Here is a 25473-nt window from a genome sequence, read left to right as displayed (position 1 = left end):
ACGAGGAAGCGGATTCGTCTTGGCCCATCGCGCACTGGTCATCGCCATGTTGCCGGCGATCGGGCTGCGCGTGCTCGCCGTGCTCGGCTTCCCTCCGGCCATCCTCTTCTACGGCGACTCCTTCGCCTTCCTGCGCGAGGAGCTGACCCCCGGCACGACGCGGCCCTCCGGCTACTCCCTGCTGCTCGCGCTGCTGCGCCCCGCCCACAGCCTCACGCTGGTCACGGTCCTGCAGCACCTGCTCGTGCTGGGGCTCGCGGTCGCCCTGTACGCCCTGCTGCGCCGCCGCGGCCTGCCCGGCTGGGGCGCCACGCTGCTCGTCACCCCGCTGCTCTACGACGAGTTCATGATCCTGCTCGAGCACATGATCATGGCCGATGCGGTCTTCATCGTGCTCGTCACCGCCGCGGTCGCGCTGCTCGTCCGGCGGGTCACCCCGGCCACCGCCGCCACCGGCGGCATGCTGCTCGGCCTGGCCGGCATCACCAGGACCGTCGGGCTGCCGCTGCTCATCCTCACCGCCGCCTACCTGCTCATCCGCCGCTACGGCTGGCGCCCCCTGGTGGCGCTGCTGGTCGCCGGGGCGATCCCGCTGGGCGCGTACGCGACCTGGATGAAGGCCGAGAAGGGCGTCTTCGCGCTGACCGAGGCCGACGGGAACTTCCTGTGGTCGCGCACCATGAGCTTCGCCGACTGCGACGTCATCAAGCCGCCCGAGCGGCTGAAGGTGCTCTGCCCCGACATGCCGGTCGAGGAGCGGCCCTACCCGCCCCACTGGCTGTGGGAGGACTTCTCGCCGCTGCCGAAGGTGCCGGGCACGGCCAACCGCAACCGGCTCGCCGGTGAGTTCGCCCGCGCCGCCATCCTCGCCCAGCCGGGCGAATACCTCGGTGCCGTGCTGACCGACCTCGGGCAGCTCTTCCGGTGGGAGCGGACGGCCGTGGACGAGAAGACGCCGTACAAGTTCCCCTCGTCCGAGCGGCCCATCAGCGAGTCGGTACGGGGCGTCGCGGAGTCGTACGAGATGGGGCCCGCCGCCACCCGCGTGGTCGAGCCGTACGCCGGCTGGCTGCGCGCCTACCAGCGCTTCGGGTACGTGCCGTTCCCTGTGCTCACGCTGGTCCTGGCAGGCACCCTGGTCGCCGCGCCGCTGCGGCGGCGCTGGGACGCGCTGCTGCCCGCGCTGGCCGCGCTCGCGCTCGTCGCCTCGCCGCCGTTCCTCGCCGCCTTCGACGTCCGGTACGTGATCCCGGCCATCCCGCTGATCTGCCTGGCCGTGGGGCTGGCCTTCGGGCCGCCGACCCCGTTCCTCGCCCGCCGGCAGGCGACGGCGAGCCATGACCTCCTCAGCGCCGGGCTCCACCGGTGACGCCCTGGCCGCGATGCCGGCGGCGCCGGCCAACCCGCTGCGCCTGCGCATCTTCGCCAGGCTGAGCACCGGGCACGGCCACGATCGGGCACAGCTTACGGACGGTCGAGTGACGGCGGCTCGCCGCGAGCGCGGGCTTGCGGGGTCGGGTCGACGGTCGGCCGCGAGCGCGGGCTCAGGGGCGGTCGGGTGACGGCTGGGCGCTGAAGCGGGCGACGTAGCGGCGCTGCCAGGGCGTCTCGACGGCGTGGCGGGAGTAGTGCTCCCGCACGTACGCGACCGCCTGATCGGCGGGGACGCCGTCGATCACGGCCAGGCAGGCGAGTGCGGTGCCGGTGCGCCCGCGTCCGCCGCCGCAGGCCACCTCGACCCGCTCCGACGCGGCACGCTCCCACACCTCCCGCAGGTCGGCGGCGGCCTTACGCCGATCGGACGGCAGCCAGAAGTCCGGCCAGCGCACCCACCGCTGCTCCCACGTGGTGGGCGGCGGCTGCTTGCCGAGCAGGTAGAGGCCGAAGTCGGGCTCGGGGCCCGGCGGGAGCGGATGGCGCAGGCCACGGCCGCGCACCAGCCGCCCGGAAGGCAGGCGCAGCACGCCCGGGGCGTCGGGATCCCACGTCACGCCGCCGAGCGTAACCCGGTCCGGCCGGCCGCGACGGCGACACGGCAGGCGTTCAGCGCTGGGCGATCAGGACTCGCCGGCGAGCCAGGCGGTCGTCGCGTTCGCCCGCACCCTCCTCGGCTCACTTACCCCGTGACCACGCGACGGGGCCGCCTCCGAACCAGGGCAAACCCAGCGGAACCCCAAGTTATCTTTGAAGCGACACTGAAATTGCATCGTTCATAAACTTGTATCGTTCGCCTTTAGGTGAGTAGGTTAGTCGCCATGACCGCACCCAGGACGCCGACCGGCGCCGAGGAGCTGCGCAGCGTAGGGCTGCGGGTGACCGCCGCCCGGGTCGCGCTGCTCGAGACCGTCCGCGACGGTGACCACCTCGACGTCGAAGCCATCGCCGCCGGGGTGCGCGAGCGCGTCGGCCACATCTCGCTCCAAGCCGTCTACGAGGCGCTCAACGCCCTCACGGCCGCCGGACTCGTCCGCCGCATCGAACCGGCGGGCAGCCCGGCGAGATACGAGGGACGGGTCGGCGACAACCACCACCACGTCGTGTGCCGCGTCTGCGGCGCCGTCGCCGACGTGGACTGCGCGGTCGGACACGCGCCCTGCCTGCACGCGTCCGACGACCACGGCTTCACCATCGACGAGGCCGAGGTCATCTACTGGGGTCTGTGCCCCGACTGTTCCACAGCCACCAGCTCATGAGCATCTTGCGTCAGATAGTCCGGAGGGATTCCCATGTCTGAAAACCACGACGCGATCGTCACGGACCCGAAGCCGGAGGATGGAGGTGGCTGCCCGGTAGCCCACCGCGCACCCCACCCCACCCAGGGCGGCGGTAACCGTCAGTGGTGGCCGGACCGGCTCAACCTGAAGATCCTGGCGAAGAACCCCGCCGTGGCCAACCCCATGGGCGAGGACTTCAACTACGCCGAGGAGTTCAAGACCCTCGACCTCGCGGCGGTCAAGCGTGACATCGCCGAGGTGCTCACCACGTCGCAGGACTGGTGGCCGGCCGACTTCGGCCACTACGGGCCGTTCATCATCCGGATGGCCTGGCACAGCGCGGGCACGTACCGCATCAGCGACGGCCGCGGCGGCGCCGGCTCCGGCCAGCAGCGCTTCGCCCCGCTCAACAGCTGGCCCGACAACGCCAACCTCGACAAGGCCCGCCGCCTGCTGTGGCCGGTCAAGAAGAAGTACGGCAGGAAGCTCTCCTGGGCCGACCTGCTGATCCTCGCCGGTAACGTCGCGCTGGAGTCGATGGGCTTCAAGACCTTCGGCTTCGCCGGTGGCCGCGAGGACGTGTGGGAGCCGGAGGACGACGTCTACTGGGGCCCCGAGACCACGTGGCTCGGCGACGAGCGCTACACCGGCGACCGCGAGCTGGAGGAGCCGCTGGCCGCCGTCCAGATGGGCCTCATCTACGTCAACCCCGAGGGCCCGAACGGCAACCCCGACCCGCTGGCCGCCGCCCGCGACATCCGCGAGACGTTCCGCCGCATGGCGATGAACGACGAGGAGACGGCCGCGCTGATCGCCGGTGGTCACACGTTCGGCAAGACCCACGGCGCCGGTCCGGCCGAGAACGTCGGCCCCGACCCCGAGTCCGCGCCCCTGGAGGAGCAGGGCCTCGGCTGGCGCAACAGCTTCGGCACCGGTAAGGGCGCCGACACCATCACCTCGGGCCTTGAGGGCATCTGGACCCCGACCCCGACCAAGTGGGACAACAGCTTCCTGGAGACCCTCTACAAGTACGAGTGGGAGCTGTACAAGAGCCCGGCGGGCGCCTGGCAGTGGCGGCCGAAGGACGGCGCGGGCGAGGGCACCGTTCCGGACGCCCACGACCCGAACAAGCGCGTCCACCCGACGATGCTCACCACGGACCTGTCGCTGCGCTACGACCCGATCTACGAGCAGATCACGCGGCGCTGGCTCGACCACCCCGAGGAGTTCGCCGACGCGTTCGCGCGGGCGTGGTTCAAGCTGACCCACCGCGACATGGGCCCGGTGGCCCGCTACCTCGGCCCCGAGGTGCCGAGCGAGGTGCTGCTCTGGCAGGACCCGCTGCCCGAGCGCACCTACGAGCTGATCGACGCCGACGACATCGCCACGCTCAAGAGCCGCGTCCTCGCCTCCGGCCTGTCGGTCTCCGAGCTGGTCTCCACCGCGTGGGCATCGGCCTCGTCCTTCCGCGGCAGCGACAAGCGCGGCGGCGCCAACGGTGCCCGCATCCGCCTGCAGCCGCAGGCCGGCTGGGAGGTCAACGACCCCGACAGGCTCGCGAACGTGCTCGGCACCCTTGAGGGCATCCAGAAGGCGTTCAACGGCGAGCAGACCGGCGGCAAGCAGGTCTCGCTGGCCGACCTGATCGTGCTGGCCGGTTGCGCGGCCGTCGAGAAGGCCGCCAAGGACGCGGGCTTCGAGATCGAGGTGCCGTTCACGCCCGGCCGCGTGGACGCCACGCAGGAGCAGACGGACGTCGAGTCCTTCGCCGCCCTCGAGCCGAAGGCCGACGGCTTCCGCAACTACCTGGGCAAGGGCAACCGGCTCCCGGCCGAGTACCTGCTCATCGACCGCGCCAACCTGCTGACCCTCAGCGCCCCCGAGATGACCGTCCTGGTCGGCGGTCTGCGCGTGCTGGGCGCCAACTACCAGCAGTCGCAGCACGGCGTCTTCACCACCAGGCCCGGCACGCTGACGAACGACTTCTTCGTCAACCTGCTCGACCTGAACACCACGTGGAAGCCGACCTCCGAAGACTCCACCACCTTCGAGGGCCGCGACGCCTCCACCGGCGAGCTCAAGTGGACCGGCACCCGCGCCGACCTCGTCTTCGGCTCCAACTCGGAGCTGCGGGCGCTCGCCGAGGTGTACGCCTGCGACGACGCCCAGGAGAAGTTCGTCAAGGACTTCGTGGCCGCCTGGGACAAGGTCATGAACCTCGACCGGTTCGACCTGTCCTGATCCTCCCGGCCCGCCACCACCTGCTGAAGGAGTGGCGGGCCACCTCCGGCCCTGTCACAGGGGTTTCTTCCCGGCCCGCTGACATGGCGGGCCGAAGCTTCGGGCCCGGCGCCTTCGCGGTGGCGGGCCCTTTTCTTTCTCCGGTCCGTACCTCCGACGCGGCCCGGTCAGTACGCGACGGCGATCTTGCCGATGCCCAGCGTGGTCTGCGAGGGCAGCATGCCCGACTCGAACACCGCGCCGAGCAGCGGCAGGTTCAGCTCGGCCAGCAGTGCGGCGCGTTCCTCGCCGAGCGCCCGCCAGGGTCCGGCGGCGAGCTGGTCGGTGTGGCGCTCGACCCGGTTGCGCAGGGCGCGCCCCTCGTCGGTGGCCACGCCGTCGGCGTCGACGAGCCCACGGGCGGCCAGCCGTTCGCGGGCCGCCGCCCATTCCTGCTCGCTCCACCCCCGGCTGTCGAAGGTGGCGGCGGGCGCGGCCCCGACGGCGGCGAACGACACCAGCGCCTCGCACCCGTCGAGCCCCGCCGCCTGCAGCGCCGTCAGGTGCCCGTCGCCGCGATGCTCGCGCAGCACCGTGTACGCCTGCCACAGCCGCAGGTGCGGCTCGTCGGGCCAGGGCAGCGCCAGGTTGGCCGCGGCCAGCGGCCGGTGCGCCACGTCGGCGCTCTCCGCCGCCCTGACCGCCAGCTCGGCCGCCTCCGCGAGCGCCGCGACATCGCCGGTGAGGGCGCGGACCGTCCGATCGACCGCCCGCAGCCTGGCCTCGAGCACCTGGTCGGGGGCGGCCGTCGCCCAGATCGCCGGCACGTACTCGGCGATCATCTTCGGGCTGAAGCTGTAGTACGCGGCGGCGACCAGCCCGCGACCGGCGGCGCCCAGGGGCGCCGTGCGCCAGGCGAAGTAGCTCGGCCAGCGCGGCTCGACGGCGTAGCCCAGCGCCGCGGCCTCCTCGTACGCCTCCTTGCTGTAGTAGAGCGTGGCGTGCACCGGCTCGATCTGGTGCCACATCTGCCGGGCGAGTTGCTCGAAGGCCACAATAATCCTCACTGTCTAGATAAGGTATGCCAGTGATGGTAGAAGCATGGCGAATCACTGGTCAAGCGGAAATAGACGGTTATGTCGGGAGCAGGATCGAGCTCGCCGTACGGCTGATCAACACCCTGGCCACGCCGTTCCAGCACGGCCGCGCCGTCACGCCGCCCGCGTCGGGAGCCGACCGGCTGGCCGCCGTGCTCGCCGCTCAGCAGCACCTCACGGTCCATCCGGCCGCGAACCTGCTCACCCCCGCGGACGCCGACCGGCTGGCCGAGATCGCCGCCGAGCTGCGGCCGGTGTTCGCCGCGGGCGACGGCCTCGCCGACGCCGCCGCCGGGCTCAACGACCTCCTTGTACGCCACCACGCCGTACCCAACCTGCACGGCTCCCCCGCGAACCCGCTCGGCCTGTCCTTCCACCGCCCCGACGCCGACCCCGTGGACGCCTGGGCGGCCGACATGGGCACCGCGCTCGCCATGGTGATCGGCGTCGGCCAGGCCGCCAGGCTGGGCGCGTGCCAGGCCGGCAAGTGCACGCTGGTCTTCTTCGACACCACCCGCAACGCCTCGCGCCGCTTCTGCGACCTGTCCTGCCAGAACCGCGCCAAGGCCAGCGCCTACCGCGCCAGGCGCCGCGCCTGACCCTCACCCGCATCCCAGCCCCTGAGCAGGGCGTTCACGGTTGACAGGCCCATGTGGTGATCATGTGGAGCTTTTGTGGAGTGCCGAGCGATCGTAGCCGGGAGGCGATCACCTGCCTCGCTGCGGAACTCCGCGGCGAGCGTCGATTGGAGGAACCTGTGATCCGTATGGGCCTGCGTTACGCCAGGTACGCCGTCAGCACCTTGACGACCGCGCTGTTCCAGATCCCCGCCACCTGATCGGACAGAGCCTGCCGGTCCCTCGCGGGCCTGGCCCCATCGCGCCGTCACGATGAATCGAGGTGCCATTGCTCGCCACTGCCGCTCGACAGCTTCGTTACGCCGCCACCGTCCTTCGCGGTGGCCGCTTCGATGTGGACGCACTACGGAAGATGGTGACCGACCTCCGCCTGATGCTGGCCGAGCTGGGCGAGCCGGGTGAGGGTGCGGGCGAGTTGCCGCCGGGCGGCGGTGTCGACGATCCGGAGATCCGGCGTTCGATGGCGGACCGCCGGCTGCGGCAGGCGGTCAAGCGCGCCGCAGAGAACACCGCGTACTACCGGTTGTGGTTCAGGGAGCACGGCATCGACCCGGCCGGGGTCGGACTCGACGAGATCACGCAGGTGGCGTCCACGCCCAAGTCGGCCCTGCGGGGCGCCGGCCCCGCGTTCGTGTCGGAGCAGAGCGAGCCGGTCCTGCTGGCGCAGACCACCGGCACCACGGGCATCCCGACCATCGTCTGGTTCTCGCGGTACGAGCTTGAGCTGGCGGCGGTGCTGTCGGCGATCTCGTACCTGATCGTCGGCGACATGCGCGAGCACCACGTGGGCCTGTCGTGCATCAGCTCGCGCGCGACCGTGGGCCTGATCACGGCGCAGCGGGCGCTGAACCTGGTGGGGTCCGGCTTCATCGCGCAGGGGCTGGTCGATCCCGGCATCGCGCTCGACCGGCTGGCCACGCCGCTGCACCTGCCCCGCAAGGCCCCGTACGTCACCGACCTCTACACCGTCCCCTCCTACCTGGGAGCGCTCGTGCAGCGGGCCGAGCGGGACGGCTGGCAGAAGAAGGACTTCGGGCTGCGCCGGATCTTCACCGGCGCGGAGATCCTCACCGACGCGATGCGCGAGCGCGTACGCGAGGTGTTCGACGTGCCGGTGTCCGACGTGTACGGCATGACGGAGCTCGTCCCCACCACCGGCATGGTGTGCAGCAAGCAGCACCTGCACCTGGCCGCCGAGCAGGCCCACTTCGAGGTCCTCGACGTGGACGCGGACACCCCGGTCGCCCCTGGCGAGATCGGCGAGCTGGTGGCCACCCCGTACGCGCCGTACCGCGAGACGACGCTGCTGATCCGCTACCGCACGGGCGACCTGGTGCGCCGCCTGCCCGACGAGCCGTACGGCTGCGAGCTCGCCCTGCTCCCGGCGACGTCCCAGGTGCTCGGGCGGGCCACCGGCTACGGCGGAGGACCGACCGCCCGCGACGTCCTGGAGGTGCTGCAGCGGGTGCGCGAGGTCCCGCTGCCGACCAGGTACGCGCTGACCGGCGACCCGGTCAAGCCCGACCTGCACGTGGTGGCACCGCCCGGCGCGCTGGGCCGGATCGAGGAGCTGGCGACCGCCCGCTCGCTCCAGGTCTCCAAGATCCTGCTCGTGGACGGCGCGGACGACCTGCCCAAGCCCTGCCGGGTCCGCGCCGACCTGTACGAGCACAGCTTCGAGACGTCGCTTTCCTAGCCGCCGCTTTCCCAGCCGCCGGAGACCTCCTTCATCATGCTCACCTTCCAGAACATCGCCCTGCTCGACGTTCTCATCGCCGGGATCGTGCTGGGCGGCCTCGGCTACGTGCGGCGCTTCACCCTGCCCCGGCCGCCGGTCGGGCATTCGACCGCCTCGGACGTGCTCATCATGAGCTGCCTGGTGGTCGTCATGCCCGTCGCGTACCTCTCGCTGCCGGGTCCCGCGGTCTCCGCCATCTTCGGGCTCCTGTTACTCGCCGGCGCCCAGATGACGCTCGCGCCGCTGGCCGGCGGGCGGTGGGCGACGCTGCTCTCGCTGCTGCTCGTCGCCGCCGACGTGGCCGCGGCCGCCGCCGGGTCCGGCGGCGCGGTGCTGGTGCTGAACGCGCTGCTCATCGTGATCGCCGTCATCGGGGTGAGCAGCCTGTGGGCGCAGACCGGCATGAAGGCGGGCCACGTGGCGGCGTTCGCCACCGTGCTCGCGGTGTACGACCTGTTCGCGACCGGGCTCGGCGACCTGACCGACCGGTTTCTCGCCCAGGTGGTGGGGCAGCCGTTCGCGCCGCTGCTGGCGGTGACGGGCGGGTCGGCGCCGGTGGCGGCGGGCCTCGGCGACTGCCTGATGCTCACGCTGTGGCCGCTGGTGGCGACGAAGGCGTACGGCAAGGCGGCCGGCTGGATCGGCGCGGCCGTCGGCATCGGCCTGATCGTGCTGGTGGAGATCGGGTTCGTCACCGGCGTGCTGCGCTCGGGGATGGCGTTCCTGACCGTGCTCGGCCCGGCGATCCTCGTCCAGTACGTGATCTGGCGGCGGCTTCGCGGGGCCGAGCGGCGTACGCACGAGTGGCTCGGCCTGCCGGCGTCGGAAGTGGACACCTCCGGCCGCGTCGAGCGGCTGGCCGGCTCGCTGCGCGCCGCGCGGTCCGCGACCGGCATGCCCGCGGGCACCTGGGTGGCCGTCGCCGGCGACGACAGCGTGGTCGGTCACGGCCCGACCCCGGGCACGGCGCTGCGTGCCGCCCGCCGCGCCGGGTACGAGGGCGCACCGTTCGTCAAGCAGGTGTGATCAAGCGCCACCGTGACGTGATCAAGCCCGGCCGCCGAGCAGGCGTGACCAAGCCCGGCCGCCGGGCGGGAGTGATCAGGACCCGGCGAGCAGGGCTGCGGCCTGACCCCGCTCGGGAGCTCCGGCTTCGGCGGCGATGGCGTGCGCGCGCCGCCAGGCCGACCGTGCCGCGTCCCGGCGTCCCGTGGCGTGCAGGGCGCGGCCGAGCGTGATCAGCGTTCTGGCGCGGGCGAGCCGCTGCCCGGTCCTGCGGAAGACCAGCAGCGCCTCCTCGCAGCTCCCCTCGCTGGCGGCCGGCTCGCCCAGGTCGAGCTGCGCGTCCGCGACGGCGGCGTACGCCTTGCCCAGCGCCAGCCCGTACCCCCGGCCCGCCAGGTGCCTGGCCTGACCGGCGAAGGCCAGCGCGTCGGCGGGCGCGCCCTGGGCGCGGGCCAGCTCAGAGCGGGCGAGCAGCAGCTCCACCTGGATCGGCCGGTGGCCGGTCCGCTCCGCGATCGCCGCGGCGGCATCGAGCCGCTCGCCGGACTCGGCGACGTTCCCGAGCCGCAGGTGGGCGAGCGCCAGCCCGATGAGCGCCCGCACCTCGATCTCGGGGCTCTCGGCGCTGCGCGCCGCCTCTGCCGCGTCCGACAGGACCGGCAGCGCCTCCTCGTTCCCGCCGGCTTCCAGGTGCACGCAGGCGAGCGACTCCAGCGCCATGGCCTCCACGTACGGCGACCCGGTCTCCCGCCCGGCCGACAGCGCCTGGCCGAGCGTGGCCCTGGCGTCGTCCAGCCGTCCCAGCTCCCGCCTGACCACGCCGAGGTTCACCAGGATGACGGCTTCGAGATGGCGTTTGCCGATCTCGGCGGCCGCGACGATGGTCTCCTGATGGCGGCGCTCGGCCTCGCGCAGCCGGCCGAGGTCGAGGGAGAGCGAGGCCAGGTTGGCGAGGCTGGTCGTCTCGCCGGCCCGGTTGCCCAGCCTCCTGTCGATGGCCAGCGCACGGCGGAACCTGTCGGCGGCCTGCTCTGGCTCCCCCACCTGCGCGAGCGCCACCCCGGCGGCCCGCAGCGCCGCCGACTCGCCCGCCCGCCAGCGGGCGCGGCGCAGGAACGGCAGCGCCTCCTGGTAGGCGTCGATGGCGGCCTCCAGGTCGCCGATGCGCCACCGCACGTACCCGATGGACATCAGCGTCGCGCCCTGACCCAGGCTGTCGCGCTCGGCGCGGGCGGCCTTCAGCCCCAGCTCGGCGATGCGCAAGGACTCGGCGACCGGCCGCCGCCAGGGCAGCACGTCTCTCAGCGCGTCGGCGAGCCGCCAGGCCATGGCGTACGGGCCGTGCTCGGCCGCGCGGGCGATCAGCGCGGCGATGGTGTCCCACTCCCGGTCAAGCCAGCTCTCCGCCTCGGCCCGGTCGCCGAAGGCGAGCGGTGTCGCCTCCGTCTCGGGGCAGCCCGGCGCGGGACCGACGACGCGTACGTCCACGTGCTCGCCCGCGGCCACGATCGAGCGCAGGTAGAAGTCGAAATAGCGGGTGACGGCGCTCTCGCGCTCGTCGGGCGGGTCCTCGGCCGCCGCCCGCTCCGCCGCGTACGTCACCACCAGGTCGTGGCAGGTGTAGCGGTCGGGTCCCGCGTTCATGAGGTGGACCCGCGCCAGGTCGTCGAGCAGCCCGGCCGCCTCCCCTGTCGGGTAGCCGGACAGCGCGGCGGCGGCGGGGACCGTGATGCCGGTGTTCGGCACCAGCCCGACCAGCCGGAACAGCCGCCGAGCCCGCGGGGTGAGCGTCTCGTGGGACCTGCCGACCGCGCCGCGCACCGCCGTACGCCGGTCGCCGGCCACTTCGAGCTTCGAGAGCAGGTCATGGCCGCCCAGCTCGGCCACGTACTCGGCGAGCGTCCTGTGCGGGCCCGCCGCCACCTTCGCCGCGGCCACCCGCAGCGCCAGCGGCAGGCGTGCGCACAGCTCGGCCAGGCGGGCGGCGGCCTCCGGCTCTCTTCGAACCCGCTCCGGCCCGGCGGTCTCGGCGAGCAGTGCCACCGCCTCGTCGAGGTCGAGCACGTCCAGCGTGACCGGCGCCGCCGACTCCAGCGCCACCAGGCCGCTCAGCCGGTCGCGGCTGGTGACCAGCATCCGCGAGCCGCTGCCCGGCGGTATCAGCGCCCTGATCAGGTCGGGATCGCCGGCGTTGTCCAGCACCACGAGGACTCGCTGCCCGGCCAGGATCGACCGGTACAGGCCGATCTGGGCCTCAAGCTCCACGGGGATGTCCTTGGCGGGCCAGCCGAGCGTCTGGAGCAGGCGTGGCAGCGCCTCGGCCGCGCTCATCGGCGGCGCCTGGTCGAAACCGCGCGCGTCCAGGAAGAGCTGGCCGTCGGGGAAACGGCCGGCGACCTGGTGCGCCCAGTGCACGGCCAGCGTGGTCTTGCCGACGCCCGCACCCCCGACCACCAGGATCAGCTTCGCGGCCGACACCGCTTCCAGCCGCTCCAGCTCCGCGCGCCTGCCCACCAGGCGGCCCAGCGCGGGCGGGAGCTGGCGGGGGACGATGCGGGGGGCGGCGGCGCGTACGGGCGGGGTCAGCGTCTCGTCGCCCGCGAGGATCGCGGCGTGCAGGTCACGCAGCTCGGGGCCGGGTTCGACGCCCAGCTCGGCCGAGAGCACCGCGCGTACCCGGCCGTACATCTCCAGCGCCTCCGCCCGGCGGCCCGACCTGTGCAGCGCCAGGATGAGCTGCCGCCAGACGCGCTCGTTGAGCGAATTGGCCTGGGCGAGCGCCCGCAGCTCGCCGATCAGCTCCTCGTGCAGGCCCAGGCGTAACCGGAGGTCCGTCCAGTCGCAGCGGGCGGACAGCGCCAGCTCCTCCAGGTCGGCGACGCGCGGCAGCACGGCGCCGGTGAGCTGCGCGTCCTCGGCCGGCCTGCCGCGCCAGAGCGACAGCGCCGACCGGTACGCCTCGTGCGCCGCCCCCAGGTCGCCCGCGTCGGCGCGGCGGCGTGCCTCGGCCAGCGTGTCCTCGAAGACGAGCAGGTCGAGTTCAGTGCGGTCGAGGGGGAGCAGGTAGTGGTGATCCTGGGTGACGAGGCGGGGCGCCACCGTACGGCGCAGGCGGGTGACGTAACTGTGGATGTTGGACACCGCCGAGGCGGGCGGCTCCTCCCACAGGCAGTCGATCAGCCGCTCGATCGAGATCGGCGTGTTGGGGTAGAGCAGCAGCACGCCCAGCACCGACCGCTGCTTCCCCGGGACGTGCACCGGCCCGTCCGCCGAACGAGCCTGCACCGCACCGAGAATGCCGAACGCGGTCACTGATGACCTTTCCTCGTCGATGGTGACAGGTTGTACACCGGCCACCGCGACCGCGCAAGGCGCTCACTCCTTGACGGGAGCCGCCCTGGAGGGAAGCAGCACGGCGGTGATGACCACGGCCACCGACAGCACCGCGCCGATGGTGAACGCAAGGCGCATGCCGCCGAGGTCGGCGAGCAGGTCGGTGACGCCCGACGCCCGCAGTGCGGCGCTGCGCGCGCTCATCACCGTGACCACCAGCGCCGTGCCGATGGCCGCCGCGACCTGCTGCAGCGTGCTGAGGATCGAGCTGCCGTGGGAGTAGAGCGACGGCGGGACCGCGCCGAGCCCGAGCGTGAAGACCGGGGTGAAGGTCGCCGCCAGACTGATCGACAGCAGCGCGTGCAGCGCGAGAAGCTGCCAGTAGGGCATCGTCATCGTGATCTGGGTGAAGCCCGCGAGCGAGAGCATGATGCCGATCGCGCCCGGCACCACCAGCACCCGACCGCCGAACTTGTCGAACAACCGCCCCACGGCCGGCCCCAGCAGCCCCATCGCCAGGCCGCCCGGCATGACCAGCAGCCCGGTCTCCAGCGGGCTGAACGACCGGACGTTCTGCAGGTAGAGCGGCAGCAGCACCATCGAGCCGAGCATCGCCATGAAGGCCACCGACATCATGATCAGCGCGATCGTGTACGTGCGGTGCCGCAGCGTGCGCAGATCGACCAGCGGCACCCCGCGCCGCTGCAGCACGAGCTGGCGGACCACGAACACGGCGATGGTGGCGAGCCCGGCCGCCACGATGCCCGCGGCGACCCCGACCTCACCGCTCTCGAACCTGCTGAGCCCGTAGACCAGGCCGCCGAACCCGGCCGCCGCCGTCACCACGCTGAACCAGTCGATCGTGCTGAAGCGCGGCTCCCCGACGTTCTGCAGCTGCGCGAGACCGCGCCAGGTGACCAGCGCCGCGATCGGCAGCACCACCGCGAACAGCAGCCGCCACGACCCGAAGCCGAGGATCAACCCGGAGATCGTCGGCCCCATGGCGGGCGCCACCGAGATCGCCAGGCTGACGCTGCCCATGACCCGGCCCCTGTTGCTCTCCGGCACCACATGCATCAACGTCGTCATCAGCAGCGGCATCATCACGGCCGTGCCCGACGCCTGGATGATGCGGGCGGCCAGCAGCACCTCGAAGGCCGGCGCCACGGCGGCCAGCGCGGTGCCCAGCAGGAACAGGCCCATCGCGGTGGCATAGGCGGCCCGCGTGGACACCCGCTGCAGGAACCACCCGGTGATCGGAATGACCGCCGCCATCGTCAGCATGAACGCGGTCGACAGCCACTGCGCGGTCTGCTCGCTGATGCTCAGCGCGGTCATCAGACGCGGGATCGCGTTGATCATGATGGTCTCGTTGAGTATGACCACGAATGTGGCCAGCACCAGCAGCCGGATCACCGGCGGCGTGCGCCTTTCGGCCTTCCCGGTATGGGGTGGCGCGTCCTGCTGGTGGTCTTGCGGGGAAGTGATCACGGAGCCTCGATCCCGGTCGTCAGTCAGAAGGTGGTCAGGGGCTTCGCCTGGGGGACGGCGCCGTCACAAGCGCTCATCGTCGTCATGCACATACTGACCGGCGCCACCGACGGAACTCATCGGCCGGCGGCGCCGGTCTTCTCCACCGGCGTACAGCGACGAACAGGCAGCACAAATTCCACAATCGCGTCACGAATCCGGGCGGTGAGCTCCGCATCCGTTAGCGTCGCTTCCATGCCTCTCGCCGCGATTCCCAGCCCCTCCCAGGGTGTCTGGCATCTCGGATTCATCCCGATCCGGGCCTACGCGCTCTGCTTCATCGCGGGGATCGTCGTGGGCGCCTGGATCAGCGAACGCCGCTGGCGCGCCCGAGGCGGCCGGCCGGACACGATCACCGACATCGCCGTCCCCGCCGTCGTCTTCGGCCTGATCGGTGCCCGCCTCTACCACGTCATCACCGACTGGCAGCTCTACTTCGGCCCGCGCGCCACCAAGGAGCCCTACCAGGTGCTGTTCATCTGGGAGGGCGGGATGAGCATCTGGGGCGCGGTCGCGCTGGGTGGCGTCGGGGTGTGGCTCGCCTGCCGCCGCCGCGGCCTGTCCCTGGGCGCCGTCGCCGACACGATCGCGCCGGGCCTCGCCGTCGGCCAGGCCATCGCCCGCTGGGGCAACTGGTTCAACCAGGAGCTGTACGGCAGCCCCACGACGCTCCCGTGGGGGCTGGAGATCGACCAGGCGCACGGCGGCGAGCCCGGCGTCCTCTACCATCCGACCTTCCTGTACGAGTCGCTGTGGGACCTGGCGCTCGGCCTCGCCCTGCTGTGGGCGGGGCGGCGCTTCGAGCTCCATCACGGGAGGTTGTTCGCCGTTTACGTCGCCGGATACACGTTCGGCCGCTTCTGGATCGAAGGACTACGGATCGACCCGGTGGGCGGGGTCGATCACGCGGTGACGTTCCTGGATCTCAGGATCAACCAGTGGACGTCGCTCGTGCTGTTCGCCGGGGCGATCGTGTACGTCTGGGTGACGCGGCGCAAGGACGCGCCGGAGGTCGTCGTACCGGCGGGTAAGGCCCCCGCCCCGGCCGAGTGACCGCTGCGCCGATGGCCGGGTGGATGGGCTACAGTCGTCCGCCATGGCCGGACCGTCCCCCTCTTATCTGACCGCCACGGCGGACGCTTATGACGCCGTAGCCGACCTCTACACCGACCTCATCAGGGACTCCCTCGACGCCCTGCCGCTGGACCGGGCGATCGTGGGGGCGTTCGCGGAGCTCGTACGGGCCTCGGGCCTGCGCCGCGTCGTCGAGGCCGGCTGCGGACCCGGCCACATGACCGCGCACCTTCGTGACCTCGGCCTGGACGCGTTCGGCGTGGACCTCTCGCCCGCGTTCATCGAGATCGCCCGCAGGGACCACCCCGATCTGCGCTTCGAGCTGGGCTCGATGGGCGCGCTCGACGTGCCGGACGGCGCGCTGGGCGGCGTGCTGTCCTGGTACTCCGTCATCCACACCCCGCCTGCGGAGCTGCCGCCGTACCTCACCGAGTTCCGCCGCGTGCTGGCCCCCGGCGGCCACCTCCTGCTCGGGTTCTTCGAGTCCGAGGGCGGACCGGTGACGGAATTCGACCACAAGGTCGCCCCCGCCTACCGCTGGCCGATCGACGAGCTGGCCGGCCTGGTCGGCAAGGAGGGCTTCACCGAGGTGGGACGCATGCTGCGCGAGCCCCTGGAGGACGAACGCTTCCGCCGCGGCCACCTGCTGATGCGCGCGGTGTAGACGCAGGACCGTCACCCCCAGGCCAGATCGAGCTGCTCGGCCAGGTCATCGGCCGTGCCGCCCCTGTTGAGCAGCGCCTTGACGGCCTGGGCCTGCGCGGTCGTCGGCAGCCGCCCGCCGAGGAGGTAGGGCAGCAGGAGCCGCCGCGCGACCAGCTCGTTCGATGAAAGCCCGTACGGCCTGCGCACCACCGACACGTTGACCCGTATCGCGTGCTCGTTGCCCGGTGGGACGCCGGGCCGGTCGATCTCGATGGCGACGTACCGGAACCCGTTGGCCCGATCGCACGTGCCGCACCCGGCGGGCCCCCTGCTCAGCCTGCCGCCGCACTCCTCGCAGGTGAGCCGGTCGTAGGCGGCGTCCACCACCCGCCACAGGTGCTTGTTGGGCTCGTCGACCACCATCGCGGCGACGTCCCGCTCCTCCTGGCCGTTCAGCGCCCCGAACTCGCTCGCGACGAACGCCCGCCACCCGGACTCGACGATCTCGTCCACGATGCCCGCGCACCGCCGGCAGTCCGGCGCCCCCGCCGGCTCCCACCACCCGCACTCCCCGCATCGCCGCATACCGGAACGCTATCCACCGCCTTGTCCGCGCCTCACCCGAATATCGGGGAGTGTCGGTGCTCCCCTGTACCGTCCGCCGGATGGGCGAAACCGTGACAACCCCCCACGTCGCGCACGCGTACGTCGCTGCCGAGCCTTGAACAAGAGCGGGCACGCGCGCCAGAATCTCTTGAGACTTCAACTATCCCGGTTGAAGAGACTGGACAAGGAGAGGCATGAAGCGCACCGTCTCCGCTCTCGTCGCCGGCGTCCTCGGCGCCACGCTGTTAGGCACCGCCCCCGCATCCGCGGCCACCTCCGACGTCGACTGCGCCGCACGTGACGACTACACGTGGGTCCGCAACAGCTACGTCCCCACCAACGTCGAGCGGCCCGCGATCGACGGCCGCAGCTACAACATCGGCGGCCCCTACACGTACACGTACGAGATCTGCCTCGACATCCCCGACGAAGCCTCGAAGTTCGCCATCGAGGTGCGCATCTACAACAACGGCGCCTGGAGCACGTTCACCGACGACCGGCCGGGCGACAAGATCTTCACGTACACGCTGCCACCCGACAGCTTCTGGCAGGTCTACGGCACGCTGACCGGGCCGGCCAGCACATACCTCTACTACACCTGGTACGAGAAGCGGACCTTGTCCTGACGCGACCGGGCCACTGAGGCCGCATCCCGCCCGCAGGGATGCGGCCTGTCGCCACTCGGGGGACGTCCGTGGCGACCTCGCCTCCGCACCGGACCACCTGACTCCGGACTTTTTCCGATCTTGCATTGAAGGTGAAGATCGCGCTCAATCAGTTGAGCGTTCAACCATCACGGTTGGGGACACTGATGGAGAGTGGCATGAAGCGCATCTATTCCGGGCTGGCCGCCGCCGGCGTCCTCGGCACCGCACTCGTCGCAGGCGGCCCCGCCTCGGCGGCCACGTCGTCGATCGACTGCGCCGCGAGCGGCCCGTGGGACCAGGTTCATGAGCTGTACGTGCCCACCAACGTGGAACGGTACGGGGTCAACAACGCGGCCTGGAATGCGAACGGGCCGGAGAAGACCACGTACGAGGTCTGCCTCGACATCCCGGACGGCGAGACGTTCACCATCCGCGTGAAGGACCTGACCGACGACGAGAAGGTCGTCTTCGAAGACGACCGGCCCGGTGACAAGGCGTTCAGCTACACGATGCCACCCAACAGCTGGTGGCGGATCGACGGCACGATGACCGGGCCCGACAGCACCTTCCTCTACTACACCTGGCACCAGAGGACCGTCCGGGACTGACCCGGCAGAGCGCGACGGCGAACAGGCCGCATCCCGCCGAACGAGATGCGGCCGCCGCGGCTCTCATCCGAGAGCACGGTACTCGGGCGGCGGGTCGGCGAGCTCGGGATGGGCGACCCAGTAGCGCTCGCCGTAGATCCCGAGCATCGCCCAGTGCCACGCCTCGTCGTGGAAGACCAGGCCGCGGTACGGCTCGCCGGCCGGCTCGTACGCGTAGAACTCCCGGGCCGCCGCCTCCGCCTCGGCCTCACCGAGCCCGCCGTACCTCCGCATCACCCAGGCGTACCGGCGCCGCTCACCCTCCAGGCACGCGACGTACTCCTCCTCACTGAACGCCATGGCCGCAGACTAAGAGACGTCAGCGCGCCCGCGCCCGCCGTGGGGTCAGCTGAACTGGTGGTTGGCGCCGTTGCGCCCGTCGTTCAGCATCGTCCTGCGCAGCTCACGCGTCCGGTTGCTAATCATCTCCTCGATCTTGCTGCGTGCGGCCAGGTCGGTCGCCTTCCGCTCCACATCGATCTGCTGCCGGGCCCTGCGACGTTCCTCAGCGGTCATGTACGCGCTCAGTTCGAGCCGGCCGATCTCGGCCTCCGCCGCGAGCCGCACCTGGTGTGCGTGGACCTCTTCCCTGCGGCGATTCTCTTCGCCGACCATGCGGTCGTACGTCGTCGTCCCGCCCATGAGCTTGACGAGCACGGGCAGGCAGTCGATCAGGATCAGGAACAGCCGGAGAAGCCAGCTCGCCGCCCCGAGGTAGGTGTTGTCCCGCGTCAGTTCGTGCAGTGCTTTGAGGCGTTCGAGCAGACCGACGGGGTCGTCCGGCGACGGCATCTCGGCGAGTCTCCGCTGGATCTCCGCGTCGAGGGCCTTCTGGTACGCCTCCCCCTTGACCGGAAGAGGCTCGCGCAGCTTGTCGATCCGCGCTTCCAGTTGCCGCAGTTCGGCGGTGTTCTCCTTGAGACGGCTGTTCGCCAGATAGCGCCGGGCCTCCTCCTTCAGGCGGCGGCACCGGGGCCCTTCGCCCACTCTTCCGCTCAGCCCCGGGCCCGACCTGCCGGCGCACTCGTCACTCGCCTGGTCCACGAGCTTGGCATGGCGGCGGTTGGCCGTGTCGATGCGTTTCCGCAGCTTCTCGGCGTCTTTTTGCAGATCGGCCAGAGCGGTGAGGTCCGCCACCGGTGTCGAAGCCATGAGGCTGCTCCCCTGGCAGTCCTGCCGCTTCGGGGTGGCGGGAGGCAGGGGATTGCACTCCACCCACCAGGCTCTGCGTACGTTCCTGAGCGTCTCGCGCTGGTCTTTGACGTGCTGGACCACCGCTGTCTCGAACACCCTCAGCACCAGCGGTTCCGCGATGACGACTCCCAGGACCACGGCGACGAGCAGCCGCGGGATGAGCGTGAGGAGGCGGCGCTGCCACATGCCCGTGACGGTGGAGACCAGCCACCGGTCGAGATTGAGCACAATGAGGGCCCAGATCAGGACCGGGACGGCCAGCAGCAGATGGGAACCTCCGAGCACCTGGCTCAGCGCGAACCACATCGAAAGCCCGGCCATCACCGCGGTGCCCAGAATGACGCCGCCAACCCCCGTGTAGCGGGTGCGTTCCAGCGGCACGCGCGCCAGCAGGGCCTCGTCGACGCCGGCGAGCACCCGCAGGCGCCGGCCCACATCGACCTTGCGCAGCCAAGACCGCCGACCGACGTGCGACGGCCCTGTATGCTGTGCGGACTCAGTCATCCAGATCCTCCAGCCCTATGGACCGTGGACCGTCGGTCTCACCCCGATCGCGCCCGTCGGGTAGGGCAGGCCGTTCCTCTGACCCCGGCACCTCGTCGAAGGGCTCGAAACCGGCCATCGCCTTCATCACCTTGCTGAGCAGCTGCTGGGAGTCGATGGGGAGGAAGTCCAGCGATCCTTCGGGCAGACTGTCGAGCACCTTCTGCAGCCGCTGCAGCCGTTCCTCGTGAAGCGCGCGGCTGGCCTGGACGACATCGTTCATCATGATCTGCTCCCGGCTGATGCCGAGGGCGGTCGCCGCCTCGACCCCGCGCTGGAGAATGCTCTCGATGCGCTCGACGTCCCGGTTCTCGATCGCCGCGCGCAGCTCCGCGCTCTCGCCGCCCCACTGGATCCGCTTGAGCCCTCTTCCGTGTACGGCGACGTCGTCCGGCATGAGCAGCTCGACGTTCTCAAGCGCGATCTCCATGCCGTCGATCACCGGCGGATGGAACTCCAAGAAGGCCTGCACCCTGGAGACGACGTCGGGAGCGAGGGCGTTGACGTCCTCGATCGGGCGGGTCGCTCCGAGCTGCATCAAGGTCGAGTCTTTGCGGAGATGCCCGGCCAGGATCTCGGCGACGTCCTTCACGTGATCGGCGACGACCGTCTCCGGGTTGGTCACCCGGCATCTGAAGTTCGCCCGCACGGTGAACTTGTAGCCGAGGTCGCGTGAAGGCAGCTCGACCTCGGCGGACACGTGGCGGGCCCGCACGTCCACGACGGCGACGGAGCGCGCCTCGACGACCGCCTCCTCGGTCCCTCTTGGGTGCCCGCGCTCCGCGAACGCGTGATGGCCGCCGTGAACTTCGAAGACCAGGACCGTTCCGGCACGCGGCTGGGGCAGCTGGGCGGGATCGCGGCGGGCGAAGATCCCGAAACGTCGCTGCGACGGGGGCAGGTCCTGTTCCTCGATGATCGGATATGAGGTGCTCACGGCATGACTCCTCTTGTTCGTGTGCTGCTCGAAAGCCCTCCTCCAGCGCTCGCCGCGAGCACCGCCAGAACGAGTTCCCGCGTCCTGCCGGCGTCTTCGCGGCCTTCCCGCAACGTGTTGCCCGCGCGCTCGATCGCGCGCTTGACCAGGGGAACCGTGTTGGGCGGCAGCGACGACCACACGACCTTCCCCAAGGCCATGGCGGCGGCGCGCGCTCCGTCCTTGCCGCAGAGGGCCCGCAAGGTGCGGTAGAGGGCCTGTATCGCGTCCCTCCGGTAGTGGCCGCTGCGCAGGGCCCACGCCCAGAGAGTGCCCAGGGGCCGGGCACTGTCGGGCTCGTTCAGCAGCAGCCAGGCCGCCAGAGGATCGTCCTCGGTATCGAGCCGGACGGCGTTGAGGACCTCCAGAGCCACGGCGAGGGCCTTGCGGGCGTAGCCGGGGTCGATGGGGCCGTGCAGCTCGAGCTCGATGTGCTTGGTGAGGAGCCGTAGTGCCTGTGACGCCCCTTCCTCGCGTTCGGCGGCGCCTTGGATCAGCAGGACGAGCGCACGTATCGCCACCACGCGGATGTCGATCGCGCGCAAGGACAGGAACCACAGCCAGTCGATGCTGTCGGCCGGGTAGCGGATGGACAGGCCGCCGGCGAAGGCCAGCGCCGCGGTCATGGCACGGCGCTGGCGGCGTCGACGGCCCACCCTAAGACCGTTCTGAGGGCTATCGGGGCCAGCGTGTCATTCGCGCACATCATCGACAGCAGCAGCGTGGCCATGATCTGCTCCGACGCCGGGCCCGCGGCCCACGGTTCGAGGAACGACTCGCGCACCTCTTGGGGGTTGACGGCGGCCAGCAGCGACAGCCCTTCCGCGACCTGAGCCTGTACCTCCGGCAGGTCGTCGGCCAGGGCACGGATCCACAGCCGCAGCGGCTCCCACAGGTCGTAGCTGTAGAGCAGCATCAGCTCGGTGATGACCTGCTCACGATGGCGGGCCGCGCGGAAGACGATCCTGCGCTCTCCCGCGAGCAGGTCCGACGAGCTGTCGACGGTGATCAGCGGGTGGTCACCGCTCCACTGCGCTCGATGCTGCGGCAGGGTGTCGTCATCGTTCTGCGCGCCCGGTTCCCTGCCGCGCAGCTTGACGTCCTCCGCTATGCGCTCGAAGTCGACCAGCAGGCGTTCGAAGATCCGCTCGGGGAGGTTGTAGGCGAAGGCGAGGGCGGCGACCACGAGGACCTCGGACCGCTTGGGCTGCCTCTCGAACCACTTGGTCACCTCGCTGTCGGAGATCTCCGCGAGCACGTCGGCCGGGGATCGCCCGCCTACGGCGATCTGACGTGCGAGACCGGCGATCTGGCCGGGTGAACGAAGCTCCGCCGCGTGGGCGCGCACCTCGGCGAGCTCGTCGGTGAGGACCATGCCGCCGAGGTGGGCGTCGAACAGCGCGAGAGGCTCCGGTATCTGCCAGCGCATGTGGAAGGGCCCCGGCGCGGCGGTCGCCGGGTCACGGTGGACGGTGAGCACCAGGTGGGCGTCGGCCTCTTCAAGCGTGCGAGCGAGCGTCTCGAACTCGAAGTGCTGCAGGGCCGGCGCGATGTCGTCCGGCGTCCATCCCTGGATGACGTAGCCCCAGCCGTTCCGATAGGCGGTCTTGCTCGCCAGGTCGTCGAGGGCGCGAGCGGGTGACAGCACGATGATCTTCGTGTCCGGCCGCTTGACCCGGTTCAGGAGCGCGACCGCGCTGGTCCATTTGCCGGTGTCCTCACGGCTGACGAGCACGAGCACGCGATGCTCGCATAACTTCGCCAGAGCGTCTTCGAAGCAAGGGGGAGGCACGAAAGAGTCGAGTGCCCGCTCGATGTCGGCGGGGCCGAGTGTGCCCGTCATCGTACGCGTGGAGCGCCGGGAGGCGACGCCGAAGACGGACTGCGAGGCGTCCACCGCGTCGAAGAAGTTGTTGATGACGGTGGCGCTCTGACCGAGTGCGCCCTCGTCGAAGGCGGCTTCTTCCTTCCTGTCCTGCTGCTCGGGCTTTTGCTCGCCCTTCTCGTCGTCCTTCTTCTCGTCCTTCTTCTCGTCTTTCTCTTCGCTCTTCTCCTCGGCCTTCTGCTCGCCCTTTTGCTCGGCGGTCTCCTTCCCCTTCGACGCCTTCCCCTCCTCGGATGCAGAGCCATCCTCAGGCGTCTTGGGATCGGCCGGCTCCTTTGCCGGTGATGCTTCCGCCATCGTCACTTCCCGCTCACGCCGAAAACAGCGTTGCGCGCGTCGACGGCGCCGTAGAGATTGGTGATGACTTCGGCTTTCTGGGTCATCGCTCCGACGACGTGGCGCGGCGACGGCCCGCTCGGTTCGGGTTCCGTTTCCGCGAAAAGCGAGCTCAAGTCGGAGACGTCAATACCGGCCACGCGGATCCAGGCCGATGAAACGTACTCCTTCTCCTGGACCTGCACTTCCCGAAACTCCGAGACCGAGTACGAGGTGTGCCCTTGCCGCACCGTCTCGTCGAAGACCCGCTGCGAGAGTATGAGGGCCAGATCCACCTCTGGCCTCCTGTCCAGCAGGAGTTTCAGCGGCCGGCACGACAGGAGCCGGCTGGCCTCCACGACCGCCTGGCCGGCATAGCCATTGGCGGCGGGATAGGCCGTGCCGAAGGCCATCGCCACCCTCAGCCGCAGCCGCTCCTCCAATGGAAGGTCCGCGTTATAGTCACGAAGCTGCTTGCCCAGCTCTCTGACGTACTGGTCGATGACACTTATCTCAGGTTCACCCGCGGGCAGCACCGCGAGTTCGCCGTCACCACCCGGCTGGCGCTCCCATGCGTCCCGGTTGAGACCTGCCGCCTGCGTGGCGGCCTGCTGGATCCGGACGAACTCCGCCTGCATGGTCTCATGACGCTTGTCATTGCCGCGCCCATAGCCTTTGAGGTCGCTCGAAACCACGAGAGCACGCCCGAAAGTTGTGCTTTCCACGACCATAGACCGCCTCTCTGCCTCTGACGCGGGTATCAGTATGAGCGCTTAAGCGCGCGCAGACTACCTATTAATGGGAAGAATCCGGCGGCACAATACACCCGCGATTCCGACAGATGGGGCGTATGTGACGTTCTGCTCTAAACGCCGCCAATGCCGGCCCGGTCAGCTTGCGCGTTCCAGGTCGTGGAGCCGGGCCGGGTCCGTGATGACGTACTGGCGGTAACCCGTACGCAGCACGCCGGTTTCCTTGAGGAATCGCATGGCCTTGCTCACGGCGGCGTCCCGCGCCCCGATGAGCCGCCCCAACTCCTGCTGGGACAGATTGACGCCGAGCTCGATCCCCGCCGGAGTCTCCACCCCGTGACGCCGGGCGAGCTCCCCGATGATGCGCGCGAGCCGTACGGGGATGTCGAAGGCGGCGAAATCGAGCCGCCGCTGATTCGCCCAGTCGAGCCGGTTGGCGAGCATGGCGGCGATGGCCGTGGCGACCTGGGGCCGCTGCTTGAGGTAATTCGTGAAGGACTTCGCGGTGATGCGGAAAGCCAGAGTCGGCGTGCAGGACGTCACCGTGGCCGAGCGCTCCGTGCCGCGCAGCACGCCCATCTCCCCGATGAGATCGCCGCTGACCCGGATACCGAGGAGCGTTTCGACGCCCGTTCCCCGGTTCGCCGTCACTTTCGCGCACGCGCACATTCCCGCTCGCGTCGAGCGCAGCAGATAGACGTGATCCACGCGCGGATCACCCTGGCGAAGGAGGACATCACCCGCATCGAAGTGCTGCGGCTCGCCCAGCGCGAGAATCTCCGCCTGAGTCTGCTGGTCGAGCCCTGCCATAAACGTGCCCCTGGGCCACGGCATGACCATCACCTTCGCATGTAAGCGGTATTCGTGATGATACGGAATTCAGACACCGCCGTCTCAGTGAAGAGGTATCACCACGGCTCTCGGCGATCTCCGTAATCGTCGGAGCCGATCAGTGTCGTTCGAAGGGCCGGTGAGATGTTCCTGAGCAAGATGCGCACCGCGCGACAGGCACCGGTGCCCGCCCCTCAACCGGACCGGTCGCGTGCGGGAGTGGAGGACGCGTGGAGGGCCCTCTCGCTCGTCGTCGATCTGGTCAAGCACGCGGAGAACAAGGCGGGGTTCACTCTTGCCGCTTCAGGAGTCATCGGCGGTCTCGTTTACACGCTGATCAGGACCACTGTGCGGCCGAGCGCGCTGTTCTCGATCGCTGTCGCGATCTGCGCGCTGCTGGTGATCGGTGCCGCCTGTTGTGCCGGGCTCAGCCTCCTGCCCCGCCGCGTGAACGTGAAGACCGCCGGCCTCCTCTACTACCACCAGATCGCCAAGCGCTACCGCGACCGGCCCGATGCGTACGCCGGCGACCTGGGCGGCCTCATCCGAGATCCCGACGCGCTCACCACGGCCGTGGCCGAACAGGTGTGGGCGAACGCCCAAGTGGCCTCGCGCAAATACCGGTGGAGCAGCCTGGGCATCATCGCCATGCTCGCGGCTCTGGCGGCTCTCACGATCACGGCCGTCATCGCCGTCGTGCAAGGCACGTGAACGCGTGAGGTCGCCCAGACGCTGTACGAGATGTGGGTGGGGGCGAGCGTCAGGGCGAAGATCCATCGGGATCCCGGGCCGCTCGACAGCGCCCTCGCCGCGACGTCCCGCATCCTCCGCCTCGCCTGACGGCACCCTCCCGGCTTCCCGCCGGCTCAGGGTCCCGCATCCTCCGCCTCGCCTGACGGCACCCTCCCGGCCCCGCCGGCTCAGACGCCTGGACTCGGTCTCGGTGGAGGACTACGACGCCGTCTTCTACCCGGGCGGCACGGCCCGCTGTGGGACCTCGCCGAGGACCCCGCCTCGATCCGCCTGATCGAGAGGCCGCGGCGCTGATCACCAAGCTGGCGGCCTGAGGTTCATGCGGCTGCA

23 protein-coding genes are annotated in these 25473 nt (G+C 70.6%); 11 read left to right on the top strand and 12 right to left on the bottom strand.

Annotation, left to right across the window (positions count from 1 at the left end):
- Window positions 1-19 precede the first annotated feature (19 nt).
- Window positions 20-1369: a hypothetical protein gene (locus ACFMQL_RS14175; RefSeq protein WP_378785866.1), complete on the top strand. Its 1350-nt coding sequence runs from the start codon at window positions 20-22 to the stop codon at window positions 1367-1369.
- Window positions 1370-1544: 175 nt separating this feature from the next.
- Here the strand turns inward: ACFMQL_RS14175 and ACFMQL_RS14170 are convergent, their stop codons facing one another.
- Window positions 1545-1991: a protein-tyrosine phosphatase family protein gene (locus tag ACFMQL_RS14170; protein ID WP_378785865.1), complete on the bottom strand. Its 447-nt coding sequence runs from the start codon at window positions 1989-1991 to the stop codon at window positions 1545-1547.
- 264 nt (window positions 1992-2255) lie between these two features.
- On the opposite strand from ACFMQL_RS14170, the gene ACFMQL_RS14165 reads away from it, so the two are divergent.
- Entirely contained in the window at window positions 2256-2693 is a 438-nt protein-coding gene (locus tag ACFMQL_RS14165; RefSeq protein ID WP_364061500.1) for a Fur family transcriptional regulator, read from the top strand.
- A 33-nt stretch (window positions 2694-2726) separates the two neighbouring features.
- Window positions 2727-4955, top strand: a complete 2229-nt coding sequence (gene katG, locus ACFMQL_RS14160) for a catalase/peroxidase HPI (RefSeq protein WP_364061497.1) — start codon at window positions 2727-2729, stop codon at window positions 4953-4955.
- A 167-nt stretch (window positions 4956-5122) separates the two neighbouring features.
- On the opposite strand, the gene ACFMQL_RS14155 is transcribed toward katG, so the two are convergent.
- Window positions 5123-5989 (bottom strand): hypothetical protein, encoded by an 867-nt coding sequence (locus tag ACFMQL_RS14155; protein ID WP_364061494.1) that lies wholly within the window; start codon window positions 5987-5989, stop codon window positions 5123-5125.
- Between the two features lie 35 nt (window positions 5990-6024).
- Here ACFMQL_RS14155 and ACFMQL_RS14150 point away from each other — a divergent pair, with 35 nt between their 5' ends.
- From ACFMQL_RS14150 to ACFMQL_RS14140, 3 genes are all read left to right on the top strand, one after another.
- The gene (locus tag ACFMQL_RS14150) at window positions 6025-6630 is read left to right on the top strand and encodes a CGNR zinc finger domain-containing protein (protein WP_364063213.1); all 606 of its coding nucleotides are present in this window, start codon (window positions 6025-6027) and stop codon (window positions 6628-6630) included.
- Window positions 6631-7021: 391 nt separating this feature from the next.
- A complete protein-coding gene (locus ACFMQL_RS14145; RefSeq protein WP_364061491.1) occupies window positions 7022-8365 on the top strand; it encodes an AMP-binding protein in 1344 nt (447 codons plus the stop codon).
- Window positions 8366-8401: 36 nt separating this feature from the next.
- Window positions 8402-9433: a DUF5678 domain-containing protein gene (locus ACFMQL_RS14140; RefSeq protein WP_364061488.1), complete on the top strand. Its 1032-nt coding sequence runs from the start codon at window positions 8402-8404 to the stop codon at window positions 9431-9433.
- A 75-nt stretch (window positions 9434-9508) separates the two neighbouring features.
- Here the strand turns inward: ACFMQL_RS14140 and ACFMQL_RS14135 are convergent, their stop codons facing one another.
- Window positions 9509-12697 carry a BTAD domain-containing putative transcriptional regulator gene (locus ACFMQL_RS14135; RefSeq protein WP_364061485.1) on the bottom strand — a complete coding sequence of 1063 codons (3189 nt, stop codon included), beginning with the start codon at window positions 12695-12697 and terminating at the stop codon, window positions 9509-9511.
- Between the two features lie 90 nt (window positions 12698-12787).
- Entirely contained in the window at window positions 12788-14236 is a 1449-nt protein-coding gene (locus ACFMQL_RS14130) for an MDR family MFS transporter (protein ID WP_364061482.1), read from the bottom strand.
- Between the two features lie 234 nt (window positions 14237-14470).
- Here ACFMQL_RS14130 and lgt point away from each other — a divergent pair, with 234 nt between their 5' ends.
- Both lgt and ACFMQL_RS14120 read left to right on the top strand, forming a co-directional pair.
- Window positions 14471-15328, top strand: a complete 858-nt coding sequence (lgt, locus tag ACFMQL_RS14125) for a prolipoprotein diacylglyceryl transferase (RefSeq protein ID WP_364061479.1) — start codon at window positions 14471-14473, stop codon at window positions 15326-15328.
- 43 nt (window positions 15329-15371) lie between these two features.
- Window positions 15372-16013: a class I SAM-dependent methyltransferase gene (locus ACFMQL_RS14120; RefSeq protein WP_364061476.1), complete on the top strand. Its 642-nt coding sequence runs from the start codon at window positions 15372-15374 to the stop codon at window positions 16011-16013.
- Between the two features lie 11 nt (window positions 16014-16024).
- On the opposite strand, the gene ACFMQL_RS14115 is transcribed toward ACFMQL_RS14120, so the two are convergent.
- Complete coding sequence (locus ACFMQL_RS14115; RefSeq protein ID WP_378785864.1) at window positions 16025-16579, bottom strand: hypothetical protein; 555 nt, start codon at window positions 16577-16579, stop codon at window positions 16025-16027.
- A gap of 215 nt (window positions 16580-16794) precedes the next feature.
- Between ACFMQL_RS14115 and ACFMQL_RS14110 the strand changes: the two genes are divergently transcribed.
- Both ACFMQL_RS14110 and ACFMQL_RS14105 read left to right on the top strand, forming a co-directional pair.
- Window positions 16795-17226, top strand: a complete 432-nt coding sequence (locus ACFMQL_RS14110; protein WP_364061470.1) for a hypothetical protein — start codon at window positions 16795-16797, stop codon at window positions 17224-17226.
- A gap of 197 nt (window positions 17227-17423) precedes the next feature.
- Window positions 17424-17855, top strand: coding sequence for a hypothetical protein (locus tag ACFMQL_RS14105; protein ID WP_364061467.1), 432 nt, complete (start codon window positions 17424-17426; stop codon window positions 17853-17855).
- Between the two features lie 63 nt (window positions 17856-17918).
- On the opposite strand, the gene ACFMQL_RS14100 is transcribed toward ACFMQL_RS14105, so the two are convergent.
- From ACFMQL_RS14100 to ACFMQL_RS14070, 7 genes are all read right to left on the bottom strand, one after another.
- Window positions 17919-18194: a hypothetical protein gene (locus tag ACFMQL_RS14100; protein WP_364061464.1), complete on the bottom strand. Its 276-nt coding sequence runs from the start codon at window positions 18192-18194 to the stop codon at window positions 17919-17921.
- Between the two features lie 45 nt (window positions 18195-18239).
- On the bottom strand, window positions 18240-19505 hold the full coding sequence (locus tag ACFMQL_RS14095; protein ID WP_378785863.1) for a DUF4407 domain-containing protein: 1266 nt from the start codon (window positions 19503-19505) through the stop codon (window positions 18240-18242).
- Window positions 19506-19584: 79 nt separating this feature from the next.
- Complete coding sequence (locus ACFMQL_RS14090; RefSeq protein ID WP_364061458.1) at window positions 19585-20568, bottom strand: hypothetical protein; 984 nt, start codon at window positions 20566-20568, stop codon at window positions 19585-19587.
- The gene (locus ACFMQL_RS14085) at window positions 20565-21233 is read right to left on the bottom strand and encodes a hypothetical protein (RefSeq protein WP_378785862.1); all 669 of its coding nucleotides are present in this window, start codon (window positions 21231-21233) and stop codon (window positions 20565-20567) included. The genes ACFMQL_RS14090 and ACFMQL_RS14085 overlap by 4 nt, the downstream gene beginning before the upstream one ends.
- Entirely contained in the window at window positions 21230-22789 is a 1560-nt protein-coding gene (locus ACFMQL_RS14080; protein WP_378785861.1) for a hypothetical protein, read from the bottom strand. Before ACFMQL_RS14080 ends, ACFMQL_RS14085 begins: the two co-directional genes overlap by 4 nt.
- A 2-nt stretch (window positions 22790-22791) precedes the next feature.
- A complete protein-coding gene (locus ACFMQL_RS14075; RefSeq protein ID WP_378785860.1) occupies window positions 22792-23538 on the bottom strand; it encodes a hypothetical protein in 747 nt (248 codons plus the stop codon).
- Between the two features lie 159 nt (window positions 23539-23697).
- On the bottom strand, window positions 23698-24369 hold the full coding sequence (locus tag ACFMQL_RS14070; RefSeq protein ID WP_364061449.1) for a Crp/Fnr family transcriptional regulator: 672 nt from the start codon (window positions 24367-24369) through the stop codon (window positions 23698-23700).
- A 240-nt stretch (window positions 24370-24609) separates the two neighbouring features.
- On the opposite strand from ACFMQL_RS14070, the gene ACFMQL_RS14065 reads away from it, so the two are divergent.
- Entirely contained in the window at window positions 24610-25101 is a 492-nt protein-coding gene (locus ACFMQL_RS14065) for a Pycsar system effector family protein (RefSeq protein WP_364061446.1), read from the top strand.
- Window positions 25102-25473: the final 372 nt, after the last annotated feature.

It is taken from the genome of Nonomuraea fastidiosa, from assembly GCF_042751225.1.
GTDB classification, from domain to species: domain Bacteria; phylum Actinomycetota; class Actinomycetes; order Streptosporangiales; family Streptosporangiaceae; genus Nonomuraea; species Nonomuraea fastidiosa.
The sequence above is the reverse complement of the archived record's forward strand: the minus strand, read 5'-3'. Positions and strand labels throughout refer to the sequence as shown.

Bases quoted from the DNA above. Each gene is read 5' to 3' on its own strand.
- ACFMQL_RS14120 (WP_364061476.1), top strand. From the start codon at position 15,372: ATGGCCGGACCGTCCCCCTCTTATCTGACCGCCACGGCGGACGCTTAT.
- ACFMQL_RS14100 (WP_364061464.1), bottom strand. From the start codon at position 18,194: ATGGCGTTCAGTGAGGAGGAGTACGTCGCGTGCCTGGAGGGTGAGCGG.
- ACFMQL_RS14070 (WP_364061449.1), bottom strand. From the start codon at position 24,369: ATGGCAGGGCTCGACCAGCAGACTCAGGCGGAGATTCTCGCGCTGGGC.
- ACFMQL_RS14110 (WP_364061470.1), top strand. From the start codon at position 16,795: ATGAAGCGCACCGTCTCCGCTCTCGTCGCCGGCGTCCTCGGCGCCACG.
- ACFMQL_RS14165 (WP_364061500.1), top strand. From the start codon at position 2,256: ATGACCGCACCCAGGACGCCGACCGGCGCCGAGGAGCTGCGCAGCGTA.
- ACFMQL_RS14115 (WP_378785864.1), bottom strand. From the start codon at position 16,579: ATGCGGCGATGCGGGGAGTGCGGGTGGTGGGAGCCGGCGGGGGCGCCG.
- ACFMQL_RS14140 (WP_364061488.1), top strand. From the start codon at position 8,402: ATGCTCACCTTCCAGAACATCGCCCTGCTCGACGTTCTCATCGCCGGG.
- ACFMQL_RS14085 (WP_378785862.1), bottom strand. From the start codon at position 21,233: ATGACCGCGGCGCTGGCCTTCGCCGGCGGCCTGTCCATCCGCTACCCG.
- ACFMQL_RS14150 (WP_364063213.1), top strand. From the start codon at position 6,025: ATGGTAGAAGCATGGCGAATCACTGGTCAAGCGGAAATAGACGGTTAT.
- ACFMQL_RS14075 (WP_378785860.1), bottom strand. From the start codon at position 23,538: ATGGTCGTGGAAAGCACAACTTTCGGGCGTGCTCTCGTGGTTTCGAGC.
- ACFMQL_RS14105 (WP_364061467.1), top strand. From the start codon at position 17,424: ATGAAGCGCATCTATTCCGGGCTGGCCGCCGCCGGCGTCCTCGGCACC.
- lgt (WP_364061479.1), top strand. From the start codon at position 14,471: ATGCCTCTCGCCGCGATTCCCAGCCCCTCCCAGGGTGTCTGGCATCTC.
- katG (WP_364061497.1), top strand. From the start codon at position 2,727: ATGTCTGAAAACCACGACGCGATCGTCACGGACCCGAAGCCGGAGGAT.
- ACFMQL_RS14080 (WP_378785861.1), bottom strand. From the start codon at position 22,789: ATGGCGGAAGCATCACCGGCAAAGGAGCCGGCCGATCCCAAGACGCCT.
- ACFMQL_RS14145 (WP_364061491.1), top strand. From the start codon at position 7,022: ATGGTGACCGACCTCCGCCTGATGCTGGCCGAGCTGGGCGAGCCGGGT.